Raw genomic sequence first — 20,023 nt, 5'->3', positions numbered from 1 at the left:
AGAGGCTCCCGAGGAGCCCACCCCGATGACGTTCTCCGATCTCGGATTGGGCGAGGCGGTGCTGAAGGCGCTGCGGGATGTCGGCTATGAGACGCCCTCGGCGATCCAGGCGGCCACGATCCCGAGCCTGCTCGCCGGCCGCGACGTGGTGGGGCTCGCACAGACCGGAACCGGCAAGACGGCGGCGTTCGCGCTCCCGATCCTCGATCGCCTGGACGTGTCGCAGAAGACCCCGCAGGCGCTCGTGCTGGCGCCCACGCGGGAGCTGGCGCTGCAGGTGTGCGAGGCGTTCGAGAAGTACGCGTCGCACGTGCGCGGCGTGCACATCCTCCCCGTCTACGGCGGTCAGGGGTACGGCGTGCAGCTGTCCGCCCTCCGCCGAGGCGTGCACATCGTCGTCGGCACCCCTGGTCGCATCATGGACCACCTCGACAAGGGCACGCTCGATCTCTCGGAGCTCAAGTACCTCGTGCTCGACGAGGCCGACGAGATGCTCAAGATGGGCTTCGCCGAGGATGTCGAGACGATCCTCGCCGACACCCCGGACACCAAGCAGGTGGCGCTGTTCTCGGCCACCATGCCGGCCACGATCAGACGGATGTCGAAGCAGTACCTGCACGACCCGGAAGAGATCACGGTCAAGACCAAGACGACGACCTCGGCCACCATCTCGCAGCGGTATCTGATCGTGTCGTACCAGCAGAAGATCGACGCGCTCACGCGCATCCTCGAGGTCGAGAACTTCGAGGGCATGATCGTCTTCGTCCGCACCAAGAGCGTCACCGAAGAGATCGCCGAGAAGCTCAGAGCCCGTGGCTACTCGGCGGCGGCGATCAACGGCGACGTCGCACAGGTGCAGCGCGAGCGCACCGTCAACCAGCTGAAGTCGGGCAAGCTCGACATCCTCGTGGCGACCGATGTCGCCGCCCGCGGTCTGGATGTCGAGCGCATCTCGCACGTCGTGAACTTCGACATCCCGACCGACACCGAGTCCTATGTGCACCGCATCGGGCGCACCGGGCGAGCCGGTCGCTCCGGCGCGGCGATCAGCTTCGTCACGCCGAGGGAGCGGGGCCTCGTCTCCGCGATCGAGCGAGCCACCCGCCAGCCGCTCACCCAGATGCAGCTGCCGAGTGTCGACGACGTGAACGTCACGCGCCTGGCCCGCTTCGACGACCGCATCACCGAGGCGCTCGGGCAGAGCGAGCGCATCGACGGATTCCGCGACGTGATCGCCCACTACGTCCGCAACCACGACGTGCCGGAAGTGGATGTCGCGGCCGCCCTCGCGGTCGTCGCCCAGGGCCAGTCGCCGCTCCTCCTTGAACCCGACCCCGAGCGGCCCAAGCGGGAACGGAGCGACCGAGACGACCGCACCGACCGCGGGGACCGCCCGGGGCGATTCGATCGCGACGATCGGGAACCGCGTGGCGAGCGGCGGCCACGGCCGAACAGCGGCCCGATGACCACCTACCGGATCGCCGTGGGCAAGCGGCACCGCGTCGAGCCCCGTCAGATCGTCGGGGCGCTCGCCAACGAGGGCGGCCTCAGCCGCGGCGACTTCGGAGCGATCCAGATCCGCCCGGACTTCTCCCTCGTCGAGCTGCCTGCATCGCTTCCGCCGGACACGCTCGATCGCCTCGCCGACACGCGCATCTCTGGGCGCCTGATCGAGATCCGCCCCGACACCGGCGGCCCGGGGCGCCGGAGCGGCGACGACGACCGCCCCCCTCGCAAGCCCCGGCACAAGTCAGCCTCGCACGACGGCTGACCGCGACACCGGCACTCTTCGGGCACGTGTGCCAGGGGCCTCTATTGGCCCGCGCGGTCCGTGGTGCGGGTCGTGCGGCGAACCTTCATCGGGTTTGGGGCGTCACAGCTCCCTTGGGGCGCACGGCGCGCGCCCCAAGGGAGCCCACGCGCCCCAAACCCCCCACGGGATCGAGCGGCACCGACCCTGGGCCCGGGTTGGGGCGTGGCAGCTCCCTTGGGGCGCACGGCGCGCGCCCCAAGGGAGCCCACGCGCCCCAAACCCCGATACGCCGAGAGGGAACCCGCGCGAGTGGATCGCCGCGCGAACCTAGGATCGATACATGGCTGGATTGTGGGGAAAACGCAGGCGCGAAGAGCAAGAGGCGCAGGATGCGGCGGATGCCGACCTGGCGCGGCGCGCGAAGAGCGCGCTGGTGGCCGTGGATGAGCGCATCCGCACGACGACGGACGAGCTCGCGTTCGCCGAGGCCGAGCTCGGGGAGGGTGCCACGCGAGAGCTGCGAGAGGCGCTCACCGCGGTCACGCACCACCTCGGCGAGGCGTTCCACCTCAATCAGCTGAACCACGACCACATCCCCGACACCCCCGACGAGCTCCGCACGCGAAACGCGCGCATCGTCCAGCTGTGCGAGTGGGCCGACGACCTGCTGGATGACCGCACGCAGGCCCTGTCCGACGACATCGAGCGCGTACGCCGCGCGCCCGAGATCCTCGCGCAGGTGAAGGCCGACACGGAGCAGCTCGGGCAGCGCCTGCCCCATGCCCGCGCCACGATAGACCGTCTGGCGACCCGGTACTCGGAGGAGGCGCTGCGCCAGGTCTCCGCCGGCGCAGACGAGGCCGAGCAGCTGCTGACGTTCGCGGCGCACAGCGCCGACGTCTCGGCTCGGCGCCGCGATGCCGGCCGCAGGGAAGAGGCGAACCTCGCGCTCGAGACGGCCACCGAGGCCGTGCGCCGGGCCGCGGCGATCATCGACGGCATCGAGGACTTCGAGATCGAGGCGCTCCGTGCGGAGTCGACCCTGGCCGACGTCATCGCGGATTCGCGGGGTGACCTGGTGGCCGCTCGACAGGCGCCGCAGGTGCCGGCCGTGACGGCCGCGATCACCGCTCTCCAGTCGGCGCTGAAGGCTCTCCCGGCTCCCGGAGCGAAGGGCGACCCCTTCGCCGAGCTGACGCAGCTGCGCGAGGCGAACACCGGCCTGGATGCCGCGATCGCCAAGGCGCGCGAGCGCCTGGCACGGCCGGTCCCGTCGGTGACGCACGTGCGTCACGCGCTGGATGACGCCGACCGACAGATCGCGGTGGCGCGCAACGTCATCGCCGGGCATCGCGGCTGGATCGGCGCCGACGCGCGTACGCGCCTGGCGGAGGCGGAGCGCACGCGCATCGATGCCGAGCCGCTCACCTCCGACGAGGACACCCGCGAGGAGGCCATGGCCCTGGCGCGCCGATCCGGCCTTCTCGCCAGCGAGGCGCTCCAGCTGGCGCAGCGCGACATCGACTCGTCCCGCCCCCAGGGCGGCAACTGGGGCGGCCCCGTGCAGGGCGGCCGCGGAGGGATGAGCGACGCCATGGGCGGCATCCTCGGCGGCGTCGTGATCGGCAGCCTGCTCGGCGACTTCTTCGGCTAGCGCCCTCCGGGCTGAGCGCCGGACGAAGCCCGTCGCCGAGGTCCTCACGCCGGACGAAGTCCGGCCCGGATCCTTCGCGCTGGCCGGTGAGTCACCGCAGCCGAGACGAGGAACCCGGGCCGGAGTCGGTGGCGCTAGGAGGCGATCGCCTCCTCCTCGGGCGGCGCGGCGGCCGTGAGCGAGATCACGCCGTAATCCCAGCCCTTGCGGCGATAGACCACGCTCGGGTGGTCGGAGCGAGCGTCGATGAAGAGGAAGAAGTCGTGGCCGACCAGCTCCATGCGGTCGACGGCGTCTTCCACCGTCATCCATTCGGCGTCGAAACTCTTGGTGCGGATGACGACGGGAGTGTAATCCTGCTCGTCCTCGTTGCCCGTGATGATCGGGATCTCGCCGGTCGCGACGGCGCGCATCACATCGAGGGATGCCGGCTGCACGTCGAGACCCTGCAGAACACCGCTCTCCTTTTCGAACTTGGCACCGCGGGGGTGGTTGCGGCCGTCGACGCGCTTGTCCTTCGCGCGGCGAAGCTGTTCGGCCATCTTGTCGACCGCGAGGTCCAGCGCGGCGAACTTGTCGCCGTCGACTGCTTCTGCGCGAACCACCGGTCCCTTGCCCACCAGCGTGAGCTCGACCGTCTCGTCTTCGACGCGGCCATTGTGATAGGCGCGGTGGGTGACTTTGATGTCGAGCCGCTGGGCGCGTGGCGCCAGGTGCTCGATGCGAACCGCCTTCTCTTCGACAACCGAGCGGAAGCGATCAGTCACTCCCACGCCCACGCCGACGATGCTGGTTTCCATCCTTGACCTCCTTGTTCCGGTCCACCCGGCCAAGGGCGGACCACGTGTCGCCTTGTCTTCCCCACCGTAGCCTCCGCCTCTGACGGTGTCACCTGTGAGTTTGCGCACGGTCCGTGCGTCTCGACGTGGCGGCCACAGTGGCCGCCGCGATCACCCGCGCGCCCCCCGCGGTGAGGGCGCGGGCCGCCTCTTCGAGGGTGGCACCGGTGGTGACGACGTCGTCGACGAGCACGACATCCGCCCCGGCGGCCGCCCGCGCGCGCAGGCTGCCGGCCACGTTGCCGCGGCGCTCGTGGACGCCGAGCGCACGCTGATCCGCGGTGCGCCGGGTCGCCACGAGCAGCTTCGCGGGACGCACACCGGCCCGGACCGCAAGGAGCTCGACCACGTGGTAGCCGCGCCGGCGGAGCGCGGCGCGGGAACTCGGTACGGGCACGACGAGCAGCTCGCGGCGCCCGTCGGCGGCCGCCGCCAGCGCGGCGGCGAGCGCCGGCGCCAGCGCGCGGGCCAGCCCGGTGCGGCCCTCCTCCTTGAGTGCCCGCAGGGCGCCTGCCGCCGCACCCTCGAAGGCGAGGCCGCTCCAGGCGAGGAGGCCGGAGGGCAGTTCCCTGCGCGTCGGGATCGGCACCAGGTGCGCCCGGCACGGGTCGCACAGCGCCGCGCCCGGCTCGCGGCATCCGGCGCACTGCACCGGGAAGGCGAGTGCGAGGGCTTCGGCGAGAGCCCGCCGTACCGAGTCTGCCGGCGAACGTGTCATCGGATGAGCCTGGCGGCCGCGCCGGGGCCCGGAGGCACTGGCGGCGGAAAGGTGGAGGCGAGGACCCGGGTCGCCGCTTGGGGAGGAGCCGCTATCGCGGGGCGCCCTGCTGCGATGCCAGCACCGCGATCCCCGCCGCCGCCTGCGACCAATTGGACCCGCGTTTCACGAAGAGCACGCCGTCCGCTGCGCGCAGGCGCACCGCGGTGACCTGGTTGGCGCCCACCAGCGTCGTGATGCTGTCCGGACCCTCCGTCCGCGACCCCTCGCCGCCGACGAGCTGATCGAGCACGATCATCGTGCCGGCCTCATCGGCCACGACGCCGATCGTCTCGTCGTCCAGCCAGCCGGCCGCGATCCCCGGCCCCGGCAGCCGCGCCAGCCGATTCACCTCGCCGAGCGAGATGGGCTTGCCCTCTTCGTCCCGCACCACCCCGGCGACAACCGCCCAGTGCTGGCCGCCGACGGTGGTCAGGGCGGCGACGCGGGTGCCGTCGCGGGACACCTGCATCGAGCGGATTTGCGACGCCTCGACCCAGGCCCCTCCGACGGCGGTCGCCGGAGCGCCGTCGGTGCCGGCCACCAGGACGGCGGTCGGGGTGTCCTGCGGCACGCTCCAGATGTAGCCCAGGGGATCGATGGTCGGGTCGACGAGGCCCGGCCGGGTGTCGATCTCGAGCACGGTGCCGTCGGCGCGGGCGCGTGCGACGGCACCCCCCGCGATACGCACGGCGGCCGCATCGCGCTCCGGCGACACCTGGACCGCCACGGGGGCGGCGCCGAGATTCTCCATGATCGTCGTAGACAGGCCGGGGATCGGCGCGATCTCGTCGCCGGAGAGGAACCCGAAGTCGGCCTCGGTGACCACCAGCGGCCGGCTGTCCACGGCTGTGGACCGGGTGGGCACTGCCGTCGCCTCCAGCGGCGTGCCGTCCACGGCCATCTGCACCGACTGCACACCGGCACTGGCAAGGCTCTCCTCCAGCTGTGCCTGCATGCGGTCGAGGATCGTGGAATCCAGTCCGCGCGCCGACTCGCCGAGCTCCACCGTCGCCACCAGGTCGGAATCCACCGTCACCGACTGCGTCGCCAGGGCGACGTCCTCCGGGACGGCGGAGACGACGGATGCCGTGAGCCACGGGCTCGGTGCGCCATCGATCAGCGCCCGAGCGACCCGGGTCGCGGAGTTCGTGCGCGCGGGGAACCATCGCACGTCGGGAACGAGGAACTGCCATGTGGGGTCGAAGAACATCACCTGGTAGGAATCGAACACGGCGACGAAGAAGTCACGGTCGAGCACGATCCCGTCGCGCGCCTCGGTGATGCGCCACTCCCCGTCCTCCTGCTGCGCGAGCCGGAACGGCAGCGTGGTCGCCGCGCCGCCATCCGTCGCGGAGTAGGCGCCGGCCTCATCGACGTCGGCCGACGGCGTGACCGTGAGCACGACCTCGTCCTCCGAGAGCGCCGTGTAGTTGCGATCCTCGGCGACGGTGACCCGCGCCTCCGGATTCCACGTCGAGCTGAGCTCCGGTGCGAGGAACTCCCGGGCGATGGCCCAGCCCCCCAAGGGGCTGGTCCCCGCATCGATGAACCCCTGCACGATCTGCTGCGGGGTCATGCCCGGCTGCGGGCTGCTCGGGCGGAACAGGAAGTCGGGGGCGGCGGGCACCTCCTCCGCCGGAAGCCCCGGGTACACCGATCCCGAGGTGGGGAGACCGGAGCACGCCGTGAGCGCGAGTGCCGCCAGGAGCGCTGCCGCGAGCACGGAGAAGCGCCGCCTCATCGCGACTCCCCGCCGCGGCCCGACCCGATGGGGCCCGAAGCGACGGTTCCCGAGCCGACGGGTCCGGGGGCAGACCGCCCCGAAACCACCTGCCCGGTCGGGATGTCGATCGGCTGAGTCATCCCGAGATCCTCGAGGGAGGCATCCGGCGGCTCGAGCGGAATGGGCGATGCGCCCTCGAGCACCTGCGACTGACGAGGGAGGGTCAGCACGAAGTTCGTGCCGCGCCCGAGCTCCGACCACACCGCCAGGGTTCCGCCGTGCAGGCGGGCATCGCCCAAGGAGATGGAGAGACCGAGCCCCGTGCCGCCGATGGAGCGCCGGCGGGAGGGATCGGCGCGCCAGAACCGGTCGAAGACCCGCTCGGCGTCCTCCGCCGTCATCCCGAGACCGAAGTCGCGCACACCGATCGCGACGGCGTGCTGGTTGCTGTCGACCGTCACCACGATCGGCCGGCCCTCGCCGTGCTCGATGGCGTTGCCGAGCAGGTTGCGCACCACGCGTCGCACCCGGCGCGCGTCCATGTCGACCGGGGAATATCCGCCCGGTGCCACGATCCGCACGTCGGTCCCGTGCTGCTCCGCCAGTTGGTGCATCGACTCGACGACGTCTTCGGCGAGCGAGGCGAGGCTCGTCGGCTCGAGCTCGAGCTGCACCGATCCGGCGTCGTAGCGGCTGATCTCGAGCAGATCGGTGAGCAGCACTTCGAAGCGCTGCACCTGCGTCTGCAGCAGCTCCGCCGCGCGAGCGGTCGCAGGATCGAACTCGTCCCGCCGGTCATTCAGCATGTCGGCCGCCAGCCGGATGGTGGTCAGCGGGGTGCGCAGCTCGTGCGAGACATCCGACACGAACCGCTGCTGCACGAGCGAGAGCTCGGCGAGCTCCTTGATCTGCGTCTCGATGCTGTCGGCCATGGCGTTGAACGAGCGACCCAGGGTGGCGAGCTCGTCCTCGCCCCGCACGGGGAGCCGCACCTTCAGCTCCCCCGCCGCGAGCCGGGCGCTCGTGTCGGCCGCCTCGGTGATCGGCGTGGCGACGGATCGGAGGATGAACCACGCGATCGCCGCGATCAGCAGCACCAGCACCGACCCGACCAGCCACAGGGTCCGCTGCACGAAGAACAGCGTCTCGTCGGCATCGGCGAGGTCGTACGCGAGATAGACCTCGTAGGCGCCCACGCCGGGACCCGGCACCTGCAGCTGCTGGCCGACGAGGATGCCCGGCACGGTGCGGTCGTTACCGACCGGAAGGGCGACGGACTGCCACCACTGCAGCTCGGGATCGCGCTGAACCTGCGCGCTCAGCGCGTCGGGGATGAAGTCCTCGGTGAGCCCGCCGGCGAAGATGTCCTGCGGCGCCAGGGCATTGGGAGTGGAGTCCATCCGGAAGATGGCGATCCGGTCGCTGGATGACTGTCGGGCGATCTGGTCGCGCACCGTACCCATCGTCTGCTGCAGACGCGTGCGGTCCCCCTGCACCTCCGTCGCATCGAGCGTCTGCTGGGCCGCCGTGACGGCGCGCCGGGCATCGATGAGCACCTCGTCCCTGCGGGAATCGAAGAGGTCGTTCTGGATGGCGAGCGCCATCGTGGCGCCGGCGATCAGGATGGCCAGCATCGTGAGAGTGACCGTGATCAGGAGCGTGCGGAAGCGCAGCGACCGGCGCCACAAGGTCGCGAGACTCTCGGGCCACGCACGCCAGTCGCGCCAGTCCGTCATCGATGCGCGGGATGCCGCAGCTCCGGCGGGGGGCATGTGCGTCTCAGACGACGGCGCCGGCGCGGTAGCCGACGCCACGCACCGTCGTGACGATCTTCGGATTGTCGGGGTCGAGCTCGACCTTCGCGCGCAGCCGCTGCACGTGCACGTTCACGAGGCGCGTGTCGGCCTTGTAGTGGTATCCCCACACCTGCTCGAGCAGCATCTCGCGCGAGAACACCTGCTGGGGCTTGGATGCCAGGGCGACCAGCAGCTCGAACTCGAGAGGCGTCAGCGCGATGACGCTGCCGTCGCGGCGCACCTCGTGCGCGGCGACATCCACCGTCAGATCGCCGATCCGCAGCGTCTCGTTGGCCGCCTGCGGGGTCGGACGAAGGCGTGTGCGGATGCGGGCGACGAGCTCTTTCGGGTTGAAGGGCTTGACGATGTAGTCGTCGGCTCCGACCTCGAGGCCGCGCACGACGTCCGCCGTGTCGGTACGAGCGGTCAGCATGATCACCGGCACGCCGGATTCGGCGCGGATTCGCGTGCAGATCTCGATGCCGTCCATGCCAGGGAGCATCAGATCCAGCAGCACGAGGTCGGGTCGCTCCGCGCGCCACACATCCACGGCCTCGGCGCCGTCCGCGCAGAAGACGGTGTCGAAGCCTTCCGTCCGCAAGACGATGCCGATCATTTCGGCAAGCGCCGTGTCGTCATCGACAACCAGGATGCGTGAGGTCATAGAAGCGCGATCGTCCTTTGCTGAGATCTCGGGGTCCCCCTGAGGCGTGCGCCTTCGACCCCGCGCACTCTTCTCAGAGTAGTGGACACACCCTGAGCGCGCGCCGAGCGCACCGCCGCCCCGCCCAGCCGTGTCGGACGGCCTCACGACGGGTCAGCGCCCGCTCTGGCACGGGGTGCCGTGTGACACGATAGAACGGCGGCGCCCGGCCGGTGCCGCAGCGAGGAGGGATGGGCCGTGACCGCGTACCCGGCATGGACGCCGGCATCCCGTCCCGGGATCATCCCGCTCCATCCGCTGTCCTTCGGCACCATCCTCGGCCGCTCGTTCTCCGCGCTTCGCCAGAACCCGAGGGTTCTGCTCGGCTTCGCTCTCGTCGTGCAGACGGTGGTGTACATCGTGCTCATCCTCGCGGTCGCGGGGATCGCCTTCGCGTCGTTCATCCGCCTGGACACCCTGCGACCGGGATCGGAGGACTACGAGACCGTGATGGCCGGCTCGGTCCTCATCACCGGGCTCTCCGGATTCGTGCTCGGGCTCACCGCCACCGCACTGAGCGTGATCGTCCAGGCGGTCGTGGTCGCAGAGGTCGCGCACGCCGTGCTCGCGGAACGACTGACGCTGAGAGCCCTCTGGCAGCGGGTCAAGCCCGTCGCGTGGCGCCTGATCGGATACACACTGCTGCTGACACTCGGCCTGCTGGTGCTCTTCGCGCTTGTCGGGGCGGCCATCTTCGCCCTCGCCTTCTCCGTACCGGCGATCGCGATCGGATTGACGATCGTGGTGGTGCTCGCCGCCATCCCGCTCACGCTGTGGCTGTCGACGAAGCTCGCGCTGGTTCCGTCGGTGCTGGTGCTGGAGCACACGACCATCGGCGGAGCGGTGACGCGTTCCTGGGTGCTGCTTCGGGGCAGATTCTGGCCGGCGCTGGGCGTCCTCGTCGTCATCGCGGTGATCATGAACGTCCTCGCCCAGATCGTCGGCGTTCCGTTCTCCCTTCTCTCCAGCGCGGTCGCGGCCATCATCGCGCCCACGGGCGAACCGGGACCGGCGGCGATCGCCGGCATCATCTTCGCCACAGCGCTCACCCAGATCGTCGTCCTGCTCGTCCAATCGATCGCCATCGTCGTGCAGGCGACGGCGGCGACACTCATCTATATCGACTGCCGCATGCGCACCGAGGGCCTCGACCTCGATCTGCTGTCGTACATCGAACGACGGGATGCCGGCGCCACCTCACTGCCGGATCCCTATGCACTGAACGCCGGCCGCGAGGTTCCGCGGGCGCCGGCGGGTGCGCACCAGTACCCGTCCCGATATCCGTACCCCATCCCCCCGCTGCCGCAACCCCCCGAGCCGGCGGCCGCCGCTCCTCCTGCGGGACCCCCGCCGCCGATTCCGCCGTATGCGGCGCCGCCGGCGACCGCCTGGACCGCGCCCGGTGCCCGCTCCGGCGACGACCCGGCATGATCGCGCACGGCCCGCCGCTGATTCCCGACGGAGACGAGGCCCGCGAATGGGCGGAGCGCGAGCTCTCCCGTCCCGTGTACGCCGAGGCACAGCCCACGCCGCTGGACCGGATCGCCCGGGCGGTCGCCGAGTTCTTCGAGGATCTCTTGAGCAGCGAGCTGCCCGGCGGTTGGAGCGGACCGCTCGCACTCGTGGTCGCCCTCGTTCTCACCGGGCTTCTCGTGGCGGCCTTCCTCATCTGGGGTCGCCCGCGTCTCTCCGCCCGCTCGGCACCGTCCCCGCTGGAGCTGTTCGGCGAGGAGGAGCGCCGGAGCGCCGCCCAGCTGCGGCGCGCCGCCGCCGCGGAGGCCGCCGCTGGACGGTGGGAGGACGCCATCGTGCTGCGGTTCCGGGCGCTCGCCCGTGGTGTGGTCGAGCGAGGCGTCCTCGAGCCGGCACCCGGCGCCACAGTCCACGCCTTCGCGCGCCAGGCCGCGCTGGCCTTCCCCGTCGAGGTGGAGCGACTGGATGCCGCGGCATCCGCCTTCGACGACGTCCGGTACCTGCGCCGACCGGGCACCGCAGCGCTCTACGCGCGCGTCGCCGACGCCGACGATGCTCTGGTCGCGGCCCGCTCGATCTCCACGACCGTGCCGGCATGACGGCGGTCGGGACCGAGGTGCCGTCGCGGCGCCGGAGCGTGCTCGCCTGGACGGCGCTCGTCGTGGTGCTCGTTGCGGTCGGTCTGGTCGGAGCCGGCCTGTCGGATGTGGGCCGCTGGGCGGAGAGGGACCGCCTCGACCCGGAGAGCGCGGGACCCCAGGGCACGATGGCGCTCGTCTCGATCCTTCGGGAACAGGGAGTGGACGTCGTCATCGCGCGCGACCGCGACACCGCTCGCAGCGCACTGGGGCCGGGCACGACCCTCGTCAGCCCGGACGCGGCGGCGCTCTCCGATGAGGCGGTGACAGAGCTGGTCGAGGCGGCGGGCGATGCCGTGCTGCTCGAGCCCCGCTCCCGCACGGCCCGCCTGTTCTTCGGAGACGCCGAGCTCGCAGCCGTGGCGCCGGAGGAGACCGTCGACCCGTCGTGCGCGCTGCCCGATGCTCAGCGCGCCGGCGCCGTCGTTCCCGGCACGACCTTCACCGAGGGCACTGCGGATGCGGCGTGCTACCCCTCGGATGACGGCTTCGGGCTGCTCGTCGCCGAGCGGTCGGCCGCATCGCGCGTGGCCCTCATCGACGGCACCGAACTCTTCACCAACGAATACCTCGCCCAGAACGGCAACGCTGCACTGGCCATCGGCCTGATGGGCCGGCATCCGGTCGTCGTCTGGTACGTGCCATCGCTCGTGGACAGCGACCTCGACCCCGCAACCCCGAGCCTGGGCGAGCTGACGCCGCCGTGGGTCACCCCCGCCATCCTCCTGCTGCTCCTCGCCGCGATCGCGGCTGCGCTCTGGCGGGGGCGGCGCTTCGGGCCACTGGTCGCGGAGAATCTGCCCGTCACCGTGCGCGCCTCCGAGACGATGGAGGGCCGTGCCCGCCTCTACGCGCGCTCCCGCGACGCCGTGCACGCCGCCGATGCGCTGCGCATCGGCGCCATCGGGCGCCTTGCCCGTGAGCTCGGCCTCGGCCCCGCGGCGAGCGCCGCTGAGGTGGCGGACGCCGCCGCCGATCGGATCGGCGCCCCGCGGACGAGTGTCCGCGGCATTCTGATCGACTCCGTGCCCCGCACGGATGCCGAACTCGTCGCCGTGAGCGACCGCCTCCGCGACCTCGAGGCGGCCGTCAGAGCCTCCTTCCGCACCGAAAGGAACGCCCCATGAGCGACGCCTCCCTCCCCCGTCCAGAGAGCAGAGAAGACACCGACGCCGCGCTTCGGGACGCCATGAACCGTGTCCGCGTCGAGGTCGGCAAGGCCGTGATCGGCCAGGACGGCGCGGTCACCGGGCTGCTCATCGGACTGCTGGCGCGCGGTCACGTGCTCCTCGAGGGCGTACCAGGCGTCGCCAAGACGCTGCTCGTCCGCTCGTTCAGCCGCGCTCTCGGTCTCGACACCAAGCGCATCCAGTTCACGCCCGACCTGATGCCGGGTGACGTGTCCGGCTCGCTCGTCTACGACGCGCGCACCGGTGAGTTCGAATTCCGCGACGGTCCCGTGTTCACGCACGTGCTGCTGGCCGATGAGATCAACCGCACGCCGCCGAAGACCCAGGCCGCGCTGCTGGAGGCCATGGAGGAGCGCCAGGTCTCGGCGGACGGCGTCACGCGTCCGCTGCCCGACCCGTTCCTCGTGGCGGCGACCCAGAATCCGATCGAGCACGAGGGCACGTACACCCTTCCGGAGGCACAGCTCGACCGGTTCCTGATGAAGCTCCTCATCGATGTGCCGGCGCGTGACGCGGAGGTGGCGGTGCTTCGCCGGCACGCCGGCGGCTTCTCGCCCAACGACCTCGGCGGCGCCGGTCTGCAGCCGGTGGTGACGGTCGCCGAGATCCACGCCGCACAGCGGGCCGCCGCATCCGTCGCCGTCGCGGACGACGTGCTCGCGTACGTGGTCGACCTCGCGCGCGCCACCCGGCAGAGCCCCTCCGTTCAGCTGGGCGTGAGCCCGCGTGCCTCGACGGCCCTGCTCGCCGCCGCCAAGGCATGGGCGTGGCTCGGCGGCTTCCCCGCGATCATCCCCGACCACGTGCAGACGATGCTGGTGCCGGTGTGGCGCCATCGCATCCGCCTGCGACCGGAGGCGGAGATCGAGGGGGTCTCCGTCGACGCGATCCTCGCCTCGGTGCTGCAGCAGACCCGCGTTCCCATCTGATCCGTCGCATGTACGTCACCGGACGCCTTCCCCTCCTCGTCGCCCTCGGGGTGATCCCCGTCGTGCTCCTCTCGGCCGCGGGGGTCGGCGCGTGGCCGGCGAGCGCGGGCTGGGCCCTGCTGTGCGCGGTGCTGGCGGGAGCGGATGCCGCCGTCGCCGGCGACCCCCGCACGATCCGCGTCGACCGGCGCGTACCACCGCGCGCCCGGCTCGGTGAACGGGTGGACACCGAGCTGTGGATCGCGAACGACGGCACCCGCCGCCTGCGGGGTCTGGTGCGCGACGCGTGGCAGCCGACGGCCGGCGCACCTCTCGCCCGTATACCGCTGGACGTGCCTCCCGGTGAGCGCCGGCGGCTCGAGGTGCCGCTGCGCCCTCGTCGCCGCGGAGAGCTCGCGAGCGCATTCGTCGTGGTGCGGGCGCTCGGCCCGCTGGGCCTGGCGGGGCGGCAGGCGCGCACCGATGCGCGCGGCGCTGTGCGCGTGCTGCCTCCCTTCGCGTCGCGCCGGCATCTGCCCTCGCGCATCGCCCGGCTGCGGGAGCTCGACGGCAACACGAGCGTGCAGGTGCGCGGCCGCGGCACAGAGTTCGATTCGCTCCGCGCATACGTGCGAGGAGACGACGTGCGCTCCATCGACTGGCGGGCGACCGCGCGCGCCGGCACGACGATGCTGCGCACCTGGCGCCCGGAACGGGACCGGCACGTCGTGATCGTGATCGACACCGGACGCACCTCGGCCGCGCGTGTGGGCGATGGCACGCGACTGGATGCCTCGATGGAGGCGGCGCTGCTGCTTTCGGCCCTCGCCACCCGGGCGGGCGATCACGTGCACCTCGTGATGTTCGACCGCGTCGTCCGCGCGCGGGTCACGGGCGTCGACGGTGCGGCGCTGCTGCCGGCGCTGGTGGACGCCATGGCGCCGGTGGAACCGCAGCTGATCGACACCGACTGGGACGGCGCCCTGGCTCAGGTGAGGGCGCTCACCTCGCGGCCGTCGCTGATCGTGCTGCTCACCGCCCAGGACGCCCCGGAGGCGGGCCGTGGGTTCCTGGGCTCGCTGCACTCGATCACGCGCAGGGCACGGGTGCTCGTCGGCACGGTGACCGACACCTCGCTGCCGGCCATCGCCACCGCGCGTGAGCACGGAGACGACGTGTATCGGGCCGCGGCGGCGGAGCACACACTGCGCGACGCCGAGCTCGTGGCGAGCGCCGTCGAGCGCGCCGGGGCGGATGCCATCGCCGCGGGACCGGAGGATCTGCCGGTGCGCATCGTCGACCGCTATCTCGCGCTGAAGGCGGCCGGACGTCTGTGACGTCGGATTGCGCCGAGTGACGCAATCGGGCGGTTCACCGGCGGTGATCCTGAGCGTGGGCTGGATGCGCCGCTATGCTCCTGACGAGCACCTTTCCCCCGAGGGCGCCCCTGAACACCTGCGAAGGAGTCTTCCCATGAGCGACCCGCGCCCCGACAAGCCCGTCGAGCCGACGCCCCTCGATCACGCGCCCTACGCACCTTCGACGGGAGCCACGCTCGTCGCGGAGGGTTTCGGAACTTTCCTCCTGGTGCTCGGCGTCATCAGCACCGCACTCTTCGCTGCGGGCTTCGGCGAGGGCACGGAGGCAGCCAATAAGGGCGTCGGCTTCCTCGGTGTCTCACTCGCCGTCGGCATCACGGTCATCGCGGGTGCATACGCGTTCGGCCCGATCTCGGGCGGACACTTCAATCCGGCCGTCACGGTCGGATTGGCCGCCGCCGGACGATTCCAGTGGAAGGGCGTGCTGCCCTACATCGTCGCGCAGATCGTCGGCGGTGCGATCGCGACGACCCTCATCGTGGCGATCGGCCTGTTCGGACCCGACTCCTGGCTGAGCAACGCTCAGGACGGCGGCTTCGCCAGCAACGGATGGGACTCGCTGTCACCGGCCGGCTTCGGGATCGGCGCGGCCATCATCGTCGAGATCCTGTTCACCGCGCTGTTCGTGATCGTCATCCTCGGCGTCACCCACTCGACTCGGGGCACGACGTTCGCCGGGCTCGCGATCGGTCTGACGCTCACGCTCATCCACCTCGCCATCATCCCGATCGACAATGCATCCGTGAACCCTGCCCGCTCGATCGCCACCGCCATCTACGGCGGACCCGTGGCCCTCGGCCAGCTCTGGGTCTTCCTGGTATTCCCCATCGTCGGCGCCCTGATCGCCGGCTTCGCGTACAAGGCGCTGTTCGACGGCACCCAGAAGGCCGGCGCAACCCCCACGTTCGAGAGCAACAAGAAGTAGCGGCCCGATCGGATCCTCGGCCGGTCTCGACGCATCAGCTCCATACGGGGCGGCGCGGGTCGGACCGGGCCGACATCGTCTGCCGGCGCGCCGGCCGGTCGCCTCAGCCTGCGACGAGCCTGGCAGTGCCCGTCTCGTACTCGGTGAGGTCACCGGTCTCGCCGGCGTGCGCTGCGCGGCCGCCGACGTACAGCATGTAGAAGAGGAATCCCCCGAGCGCGAGCGCGCCGATGCCGATCTTGACCGGCCACGGCCACGGCTGACCCGTGACGAAGCCCTCGATCAGGCCGGCGACGAGCAGCACCAGCACCAGCCCCACGGCGACGGCGGCGAGAGAGCGACCCGCTGCGGCCAGCGCCTCGCCCCGCGATCGGGGACCCGGAGCGATCCACGCCCAGAAGATGTGCAGTCCCGCGGCCCCCGCCACGAAGATCGAGGTCAGCTCGAGAAGGCCGTGCGGAAGGATGTACAGCACGAACACGTCGCCGGCATCGAACGCGAAGAGCACCGCCGCAGCGGTTCCCACCCCGACGGCGTTCTGCACCAGCACCATGATCGGCCACACGCCGCTGATGCCGAAGAGCACGCACTGGGCGGCGATCCACGCGTTGTTCGTCCACACCGTCCCCGCGAAGACGGCGGCGGGGTTCTCGGTGTAGTAGCCGGCGAACTCCTCGTCGGCGTAGTACTCGAGCTGGGCCTCGCTGCCGAGGCTCGCCAGCGCGACCGGGTCCCGCGCGATCCATGCGGCGACCAGCGATGCGACGGCCACGAAGGCTACGGCGACCGCGAGTGTCGTCCACCTCAGCCGGTACAGCGCCGCCGGCAGCTGCAGCGAGAAGAACCGCGGGAGCTGGCGCAGCACGTTCTCGGGCGCGCCCGTCAGCCGCAGCCGCGCTCGGGCGAGCAGCGTCGAGACGTGGTCGCCCTGCGGGGTGCGGCCCGCGGAGGTCTTCATCTCGGCCAGATCGGCGGATGCCGCGCGATACCGCGTGACCAGCTCGTCGACCTCCGCGCCGGTGGGGCGCCGCACGCGGGTCAGCTCGTCGAAGCGGGCCCACTCCTCCCGCCGGGCGGCCGTGAGTGCGTCGAGGTCCACCTGGTTTACTGTACCCATGCCCGCCGCCGGCCAGCCGAGGATCGTCGCCGTCCACCAGGACGAGGTGCTCACCGGCGAGGCCGTGGCACTCGACGTGCAGCCGATCGGCTTCTTCCTCCGCACTCTCGGCGCGCTTCTGGATGTCGCGGTCAGCCTTCTGCTGATCCTCGCGATCGTCCTGCTGTTCTCGGTGCTGTCGGCGCAGGGCGGACTCCCGGAGTCCGCCGTTCCCATCGCCTCGGTGGCGATGCTGGTGGTCGTGCTGGTCGCCGTCCCGACCGTCGTGGAGACCGCCACCCGCGGGCGCAGCCTCGGCAAGCTCGCCGTCGGAGGCCGGATCGTCCGGGCCGACGGTGGCGCATCCGGCTTTCGCCAGGCCTTCATCCGCGCGCTCGTCGGCGTGCTCGAGATCTACTTCACGTTCGGAGCGATCGCGCTCCTCGTCGGCGCGTTCACGCCCCGGTCCCAGCGTCTCGGCGATCTGCTCGCCGGCACCTACAGCGAGCGAACGCGCACCCCGGCACTCCCTGCCGCGCCGCCTGAGCTGCCACCGGGGCTCGAGCCGTGGGCGGCGATCGCAGACGTCGGCCGCATCCCGGATCGCCTGGCCCGCCGCATCGCGCAGTTCCTCCGGCAGGCCGATCGGCTCGCACCCGCGCAACGGGCTCGCCTCGCCTCGGAGCTCGCGGCCGAGGCGCATCCACACGTCTCGCCGCTACCGCCCGTCGATCCGGAGACGATGCTGCGCGCGGCCATCGCCGTGCGGCGGGATCGCGAGGTGCGCGCCCTCGAACTGGAGGCGCAACGCGTGGCCGCCCTCACGGTCGGGACGACCGGGGCGCCGCGGGGCTTCCCTCAGCGCTGACCGCAGGGCTCCGCCGGGCCCCGCCGTCAGTACCGGTAGTGGTCGAGCTTGTACGGTCCCTCGACCGGCACGCCGATGTAGGACGCCTGGTCGGTGCTCAGCTCGGTGAGCTGCACGCCGAGGGCTCCCAGGTGCAGGCGGGCCACCTTCTCGTCGAGGGCCTTCGGGAGCACGTAGACGCCGATCGGGTACTCGGACGTGCGCGTGTAGAGCTCGAGCTGTGCGAGCACCTGATTCGTGAACGAGGCGCTCATCACGAAGGACGGGTGTCCCGTCGCGTTGCCGAGGTTCATCAGGCGGCCCTCGCTGAGCACGAGCACGCTGCGCCCGTTCGGAAGGCGCCACTCGTGCACCTGCGGCTTGATCTCGACCGGCTCGGCGCCCGGCAGGGACTCGAGGCCCGCCATGTCGATCTCGTTGTCGAAGTGTCCGACGTTCGCGACGATCGCCAGGTGCTTCATGCCCTGAAGGTGCTCGACCGTCACGACATTCTTGTTGCCGGTTCCCGTGACGACGATGTCGACGTCACCCAGCACGGACTCCAGCGTGGTGACCTGGAACCCGTCCATCGCCGCCTGCAGCGCGCAGATCGGGTCGACCTCGCTCACGAGAACGCGGGCGCCCTGGCCGCGCAGCGCCTCGGCGGCGCCCTTGCCGACGTCGCCGTAGCCGCACACGAAGGCCACCTTCCCGCCGATCAGCACGTCGGTCGCCCTGTTCAGCCCGTCCGGCAGCGAGTGGCGGATGCCGTACTTGTTGTCGAACTTCGACTTCGTGACCGAGTCGTTGACGTTGATGGCGGGAAAGAGCAGGGTTCCGGATGCCGCGAGCTCGTAGAGGCGGTGCACACCGGTGGTCGTCTCCTCGGTGACGCCGATCAGCCCATCGGCCACGCGCGTCCAGTGCTGCGGGTCCCTGCCCAGGCTGGCGCGGAGCAGCTCGAGGACGACGCGGAACTCGTGCGTCGCCGCTTCACCGGTCCCTGAGCCCGCCGAAGGATCCGGCACGGCGCCCGCCGCCTCGAACTCCCGACCTTTGTGCACCAGCAGGGTGGCATCCCCGCCGTCGTCGAGGATCAGGTTCGGACCGTCGGCGCCCTCGGCGCTCCAGTCGAAGATGCGCTCGGTGCAGCGCCAGTACTCCTCGAGCGTCTCGCCCTTCCACGCGAACACGGGCACACCGCTCGGTTCCTCCACGGTGCCGGTCGGACCGACCACGACCGCGGCGGCCGCCTCGTCCTGGGTCGAGAAGATGTTGCAGCTCGCCCACCGAACTCGCGCGCCGAGCGCCACGAGCGTCTCGATGAGCACCGCCGTCTGCACCGTCATGTGCAGGGAACCGGCGATTCGGGCGCCCGCGAGGGGCTGGGTGGGGCCGAATTCCTCGCGAAGGGCCATGAGGCCGGGCATCTCGTTCTCGGCGAGGCGGATCTGGTGACGGCCGGCCTCCGCGAGCGCGAGGTCGGCGACCTCGAAGTCGAGGCGGGAGGTGGCGGGGGCGCTGAGGTCGATGCTCATCCGACCATTCTCCCAGACTCGACGCCCTGCGCGTCTGCCCGGGATTCCGGTCAGCGGTGGGAGATGGTCTCGTGCCGCACGACGATCCAGCCACGGGGCACCGAGAGCCGATCCGTGTGGATGGCGCAGAGGTCGTGGGCGTGCGGATCATCGCCGCCGCCCAGCGGCCCGACGACCGCCATCTGGTCTTCGTAGTCGTAGGTGAGGGTCGCAACGGCCTCGCGGGCACAGGCCACCTTGGAGCAGAGTCTCTCGCGCATCGGGGCAATGCTAACGAGAGCGGATGCCGAACCCGCGGCGCCCCGCCGCGCGACGGCGGCAGGCCCCGTTCGGCCTGCCCCACCTAGGATGGTCGCATGGTCAGGCGACGGGCGAGAACGGTGCCGAAGGCCCGGCCGGCACGGCATGGTCGACACGGCCGCGAAGACCGCAGCCCGGTCGTGCGGCCGCCCTTGCCGCCGCTGGATTCGCGCATCGACCGGTTCGACATGGCCGTCGGCACCGCCGCGGAGTTCCTGCGTTCGGCGTGGCCGGAGCTGCGCGATGTCAGCTTCGAGGTAGGGGCCATGCCGCTCAGCACCGACGAGGACGGCATCCCGCGGTGGCATGCCCTGCGCGACCAGAAGCGCATCATCCTCTATCGGGTGCCGATCGAGCGCCTCAGCCATGTGCACCGCGACGACGACCTGCACCGGCGCATGCTGGTCGAGGGCTGCGTCTTCCGCGCCGCCGCCGAGTATCTGGACCGGGACCCCTGGGATCTGGGGCCGGAGCGGTTCCGCTACTTCTGATCGCCCTCGA

The 20,023-nt window shown here is 71.3% G+C and carries 18 protein-coding genes; 10 read left to right on the top strand and 8 right to left on the bottom strand.

Annotation, left to right across the window (positions count from 1 at the left end):
- Nucleotides 1-25 precede the first annotated feature (25 nt).
- Together ACLQ2Q_RS01420 and ACLQ2Q_RS01415 are read left to right on the top strand one after the other, a co-directional pair.
- Nucleotides 26-1,771, top strand: a complete 1,746-nt coding sequence (locus ACLQ2Q_RS01420; protein ID WP_425818577.1) for a DEAD/DEAH box helicase — start codon at nucleotides 26-28, stop codon at nucleotides 1,769-1,771.
- Between the two features lie 322 nt (nucleotides 1,772-2,093).
- Complete coding sequence (locus ACLQ2Q_RS01415) at nucleotides 2,094-3,407, top strand: hypothetical protein (RefSeq protein ID WP_425817203.1); 1,314 nt, start codon at nucleotides 2,094-2,096, stop codon at nucleotides 3,405-3,407.
- Between the two features lie 134 nt (nucleotides 3,408-3,541).
- On the opposite strand, the gene hpf is transcribed toward ACLQ2Q_RS01415, so the two are convergent.
- The 5 genes from hpf to mtrA all read right to left on the bottom strand — a co-directional run bounded on the left by hpf (nucleotide 3,542) and on the right by mtrA (nucleotide 9,189).
- A complete protein-coding gene (gene hpf / locus ACLQ2Q_RS01410) occupies nucleotides 3,542-4,207 on the bottom strand; it encodes a ribosome hibernation-promoting factor, HPF/YfiA family (protein ID WP_425817201.1) in 666 nt (221 codons plus the stop codon).
- An 88-nt stretch (nucleotides 4,208-4,295) separates the two neighbouring features.
- A complete protein-coding gene (locus ACLQ2Q_RS01405; protein ID WP_425817199.1) occupies nucleotides 4,296-4,964 on the bottom strand; it encodes a ComF family protein in 669 nt (222 codons plus the stop codon).
- 91 nt (nucleotides 4,965-5,055) lie between these two features.
- Nucleotides 5,056-6,747, bottom strand: coding sequence for a GerMN domain-containing protein (locus ACLQ2Q_RS01400; protein WP_425817197.1), 1,692 nt, complete (start codon nucleotides 6,745-6,747; stop codon nucleotides 5,056-5,058).
- A complete protein-coding gene (gene mtrB / locus ACLQ2Q_RS01395) occupies nucleotides 6,744-8,501 on the bottom strand; it encodes an MtrAB system histidine kinase MtrB (RefSeq protein WP_425817195.1) in 1,758 nt (585 codons plus the stop codon). Before mtrB ends, ACLQ2Q_RS01400 begins: the two co-directional genes overlap by 4 nt.
- Nucleotides 8,502-8,508: 7 nt before the next feature.
- Complete coding sequence (mtrA, locus tag ACLQ2Q_RS01390) at nucleotides 8,509-9,189, bottom strand: MtrAB system response regulator MtrA (protein ID WP_425817193.1); 681 nt, start codon at nucleotides 9,187-9,189, stop codon at nucleotides 8,509-8,511.
- 237 nt (nucleotides 9,190-9,426) lie between these two features.
- On the opposite strand from mtrA, the gene ACLQ2Q_RS01385 reads away from it, so the two are divergent.
- The 6 genes from ACLQ2Q_RS01385 (at nucleotide 9,427) to ACLQ2Q_RS01360 (ending at nucleotide 15,741) form a co-directional block, all read left to right on the top strand.
- Nucleotides 9,427-10,659: a glycerophosphoryl diester phosphodiesterase membrane domain-containing protein gene (locus ACLQ2Q_RS01385; protein ID WP_425817191.1), complete on the top strand. Its 1,233-nt coding sequence runs from the start codon at nucleotides 9,427-9,429 to the stop codon at nucleotides 10,657-10,659.
- Nucleotides 10,656-11,300, top strand: a complete 645-nt coding sequence (locus tag ACLQ2Q_RS01380) for a DUF4129 domain-containing protein (RefSeq protein ID WP_425817189.1) — start codon at nucleotides 10,656-10,658, stop codon at nucleotides 11,298-11,300. The genes ACLQ2Q_RS01385 and ACLQ2Q_RS01380 overlap by 4 nt, the downstream gene beginning before the upstream one ends.
- Nucleotides 11,297-12,466, top strand: coding sequence for a DUF4350 domain-containing protein (locus ACLQ2Q_RS01375; protein ID WP_425817187.1), 1,170 nt, complete (start codon nucleotides 11,297-11,299; stop codon nucleotides 12,464-12,466). Before ACLQ2Q_RS01380 ends, ACLQ2Q_RS01375 begins: the two co-directional genes overlap by 4 nt.
- Nucleotides 12,463-13,458, top strand: coding sequence for an AAA family ATPase (locus ACLQ2Q_RS01370; protein ID WP_425817185.1), 996 nt, complete (start codon nucleotides 12,463-12,465; stop codon nucleotides 13,456-13,458). The genes ACLQ2Q_RS01375 and ACLQ2Q_RS01370 overlap by 4 nt, the downstream gene beginning before the upstream one ends.
- An 8-nt stretch (nucleotides 13,459-13,466) precedes the next feature.
- Nucleotides 13,467-14,774 (top strand): DUF58 domain-containing protein, encoded by a 1,308-nt coding sequence (locus tag ACLQ2Q_RS01365; RefSeq protein ID WP_425817183.1) that lies wholly within the window; start codon nucleotides 13,467-13,469, stop codon nucleotides 14,772-14,774.
- Nucleotides 14,775-14,910: 136 nt separating this feature from the next.
- Nucleotides 14,911-15,741: an aquaporin gene (locus ACLQ2Q_RS01360; RefSeq protein WP_425817181.1), complete on the top strand. Its 831-nt coding sequence runs from the start codon at nucleotides 14,911-14,913 to the stop codon at nucleotides 15,739-15,741.
- Between the two features lie 103 nt (nucleotides 15,742-15,844).
- Here the strand turns inward: ACLQ2Q_RS01360 and ACLQ2Q_RS01355 are convergent, their stop codons facing one another.
- The gene (locus ACLQ2Q_RS01355; RefSeq protein ID WP_425817179.1) at nucleotides 15,845-16,840 is read right to left on the bottom strand and encodes a stage II sporulation protein M; all 996 of its coding nucleotides are present in this window, start codon (nucleotides 16,838-16,840) and stop codon (nucleotides 15,845-15,847) included.
- 16 nt (nucleotides 16,841-16,856) lie between these two features.
- Between ACLQ2Q_RS01355 and ACLQ2Q_RS01350 the strand changes: the two genes are divergently transcribed.
- On the top strand, nucleotides 16,857-17,705 hold the full coding sequence (locus tag ACLQ2Q_RS01350; RefSeq protein WP_425817177.1) for an RDD family protein: 849 nt from the start codon (nucleotides 16,857-16,859) through the stop codon (nucleotides 17,703-17,705).
- A gap of 26 nt (nucleotides 17,706-17,731) precedes the next feature.
- Here the strand turns inward: ACLQ2Q_RS01350 and ahcY are convergent, their stop codons facing one another.
- Nucleotides 17,732-19,222: an adenosylhomocysteinase gene (gene ahcY / locus ACLQ2Q_RS01345; RefSeq protein ID WP_425817175.1), complete on the bottom strand. Its 1,491-nt coding sequence runs from the start codon at nucleotides 19,220-19,222 to the stop codon at nucleotides 17,732-17,734.
- Between the two features lie 50 nt (nucleotides 19,223-19,272).
- Nucleotides 19,273-19,482: a DUF3499 family protein gene (locus ACLQ2Q_RS01340; protein ID WP_425817173.1), complete on the bottom strand. Its 210-nt coding sequence runs from the start codon at nucleotides 19,480-19,482 to the stop codon at nucleotides 19,273-19,275.
- A gap of 96 nt (nucleotides 19,483-19,578) precedes the next feature.
- On the opposite strand from ACLQ2Q_RS01340, the gene ACLQ2Q_RS01335 reads away from it, so the two are divergent.
- Entirely contained in the window at nucleotides 19,579-20,013 is a 435-nt protein-coding gene (locus tag ACLQ2Q_RS01335; protein WP_425817171.1) for a metallopeptidase family protein, read from the top strand.
- The last annotated feature ends 10 nt before the right edge of the window (nucleotides 20,014-20,023 follow it).

The organism is Microbacterium sp. DT81.1 (genome assembly GCF_049844955.1).
Taxonomy (GTDB): domain Bacteria; phylum Actinomycetota; class Actinomycetes; order Actinomycetales; family Microbacteriaceae; genus Microbacterium.
This window is presented reverse-complemented; position numbering and strand designations above follow the sequence as displayed.

Coding starts and splice junctions, on each gene's coding strand:
- ACLQ2Q_RS01420 (WP_425818577.1), top strand. CDS start 26: ATGACGTTCTCCGATCTCGGATTGGGCGAGGCGGTGCTGAAGGCGCTG.
- ACLQ2Q_RS01415 (WP_425817203.1), top strand. CDS start 2,094: ATGGCTGGATTGTGGGGAAAACGCAGGCGCGAAGAGCAAGAGGCGCAG.
- hpf (WP_425817201.1), bottom strand. CDS start 4,207: ATGGAAACCAGCATCGTCGGCGTGGGCGTGGGAGTGACTGATCGCTTC.
- ACLQ2Q_RS01405 (WP_425817199.1), bottom strand. CDS start 4,964: ATGACACGTTCGCCGGCAGACTCGGTACGGCGGGCTCTCGCCGAAGCC.
- ACLQ2Q_RS01400 (WP_425817197.1), bottom strand. CDS start 6,747: ATGAGGCGGCGCTTCTCCGTGCTCGCGGCAGCGCTCCTGGCGGCACTC.
- mtrB (WP_425817195.1), bottom strand. CDS start 8,501: ATGCCCCCCGCCGGAGCTGCGGCATCCCGCGCATCGATGACGGACTGG.
- mtrA (WP_425817193.1), bottom strand. CDS start 9,189: ATGACCTCACGCATCCTGGTTGTCGATGACGACACGGCGCTTGCCGAA.
- ACLQ2Q_RS01380 (WP_425817189.1), top strand. CDS start 10,656: ATGATCGCGCACGGCCCGCCGCTGATTCCCGACGGAGACGAGGCCCGC.
- ACLQ2Q_RS01375 (WP_425817187.1), top strand. CDS start 11,297: ATGACGGCGGTCGGGACCGAGGTGCCGTCGCGGCGCCGGAGCGTGCTC.
- ACLQ2Q_RS01370 (WP_425817185.1), top strand. CDS start 12,463: ATGAGCGACGCCTCCCTCCCCCGTCCAGAGAGCAGAGAAGACACCGAC.
- ACLQ2Q_RS01365 (WP_425817183.1), top strand. CDS start 13,467: ATGTACGTCACCGGACGCCTTCCCCTCCTCGTCGCCCTCGGGGTGATC.
- ACLQ2Q_RS01360 (WP_425817181.1), top strand. CDS start 14,911: ATGAGCGACCCGCGCCCCGACAAGCCCGTCGAGCCGACGCCCCTCGAT.
- ACLQ2Q_RS01350 (WP_425817177.1), top strand. CDS start 16,857: ATGCCCGCCGCCGGCCAGCCGAGGATCGTCGCCGTCCACCAGGACGAG.
- ahcY (WP_425817175.1), bottom strand. CDS start 19,222: ATGAGCATCGACCTCAGCGCCCCCGCCACCTCCCGCCTCGACTTCGAG.
- ACLQ2Q_RS01340 (WP_425817173.1), bottom strand. CDS start 19,482: ATGCGCGAGAGACTCTGCTCCAAGGTGGCCTGTGCCCGCGAGGCCGTT.
- ACLQ2Q_RS01335 (WP_425817171.1), top strand. CDS start 19,579: ATGGTCAGGCGACGGGCGAGAACGGTGCCGAAGGCCCGGCCGGCACGG.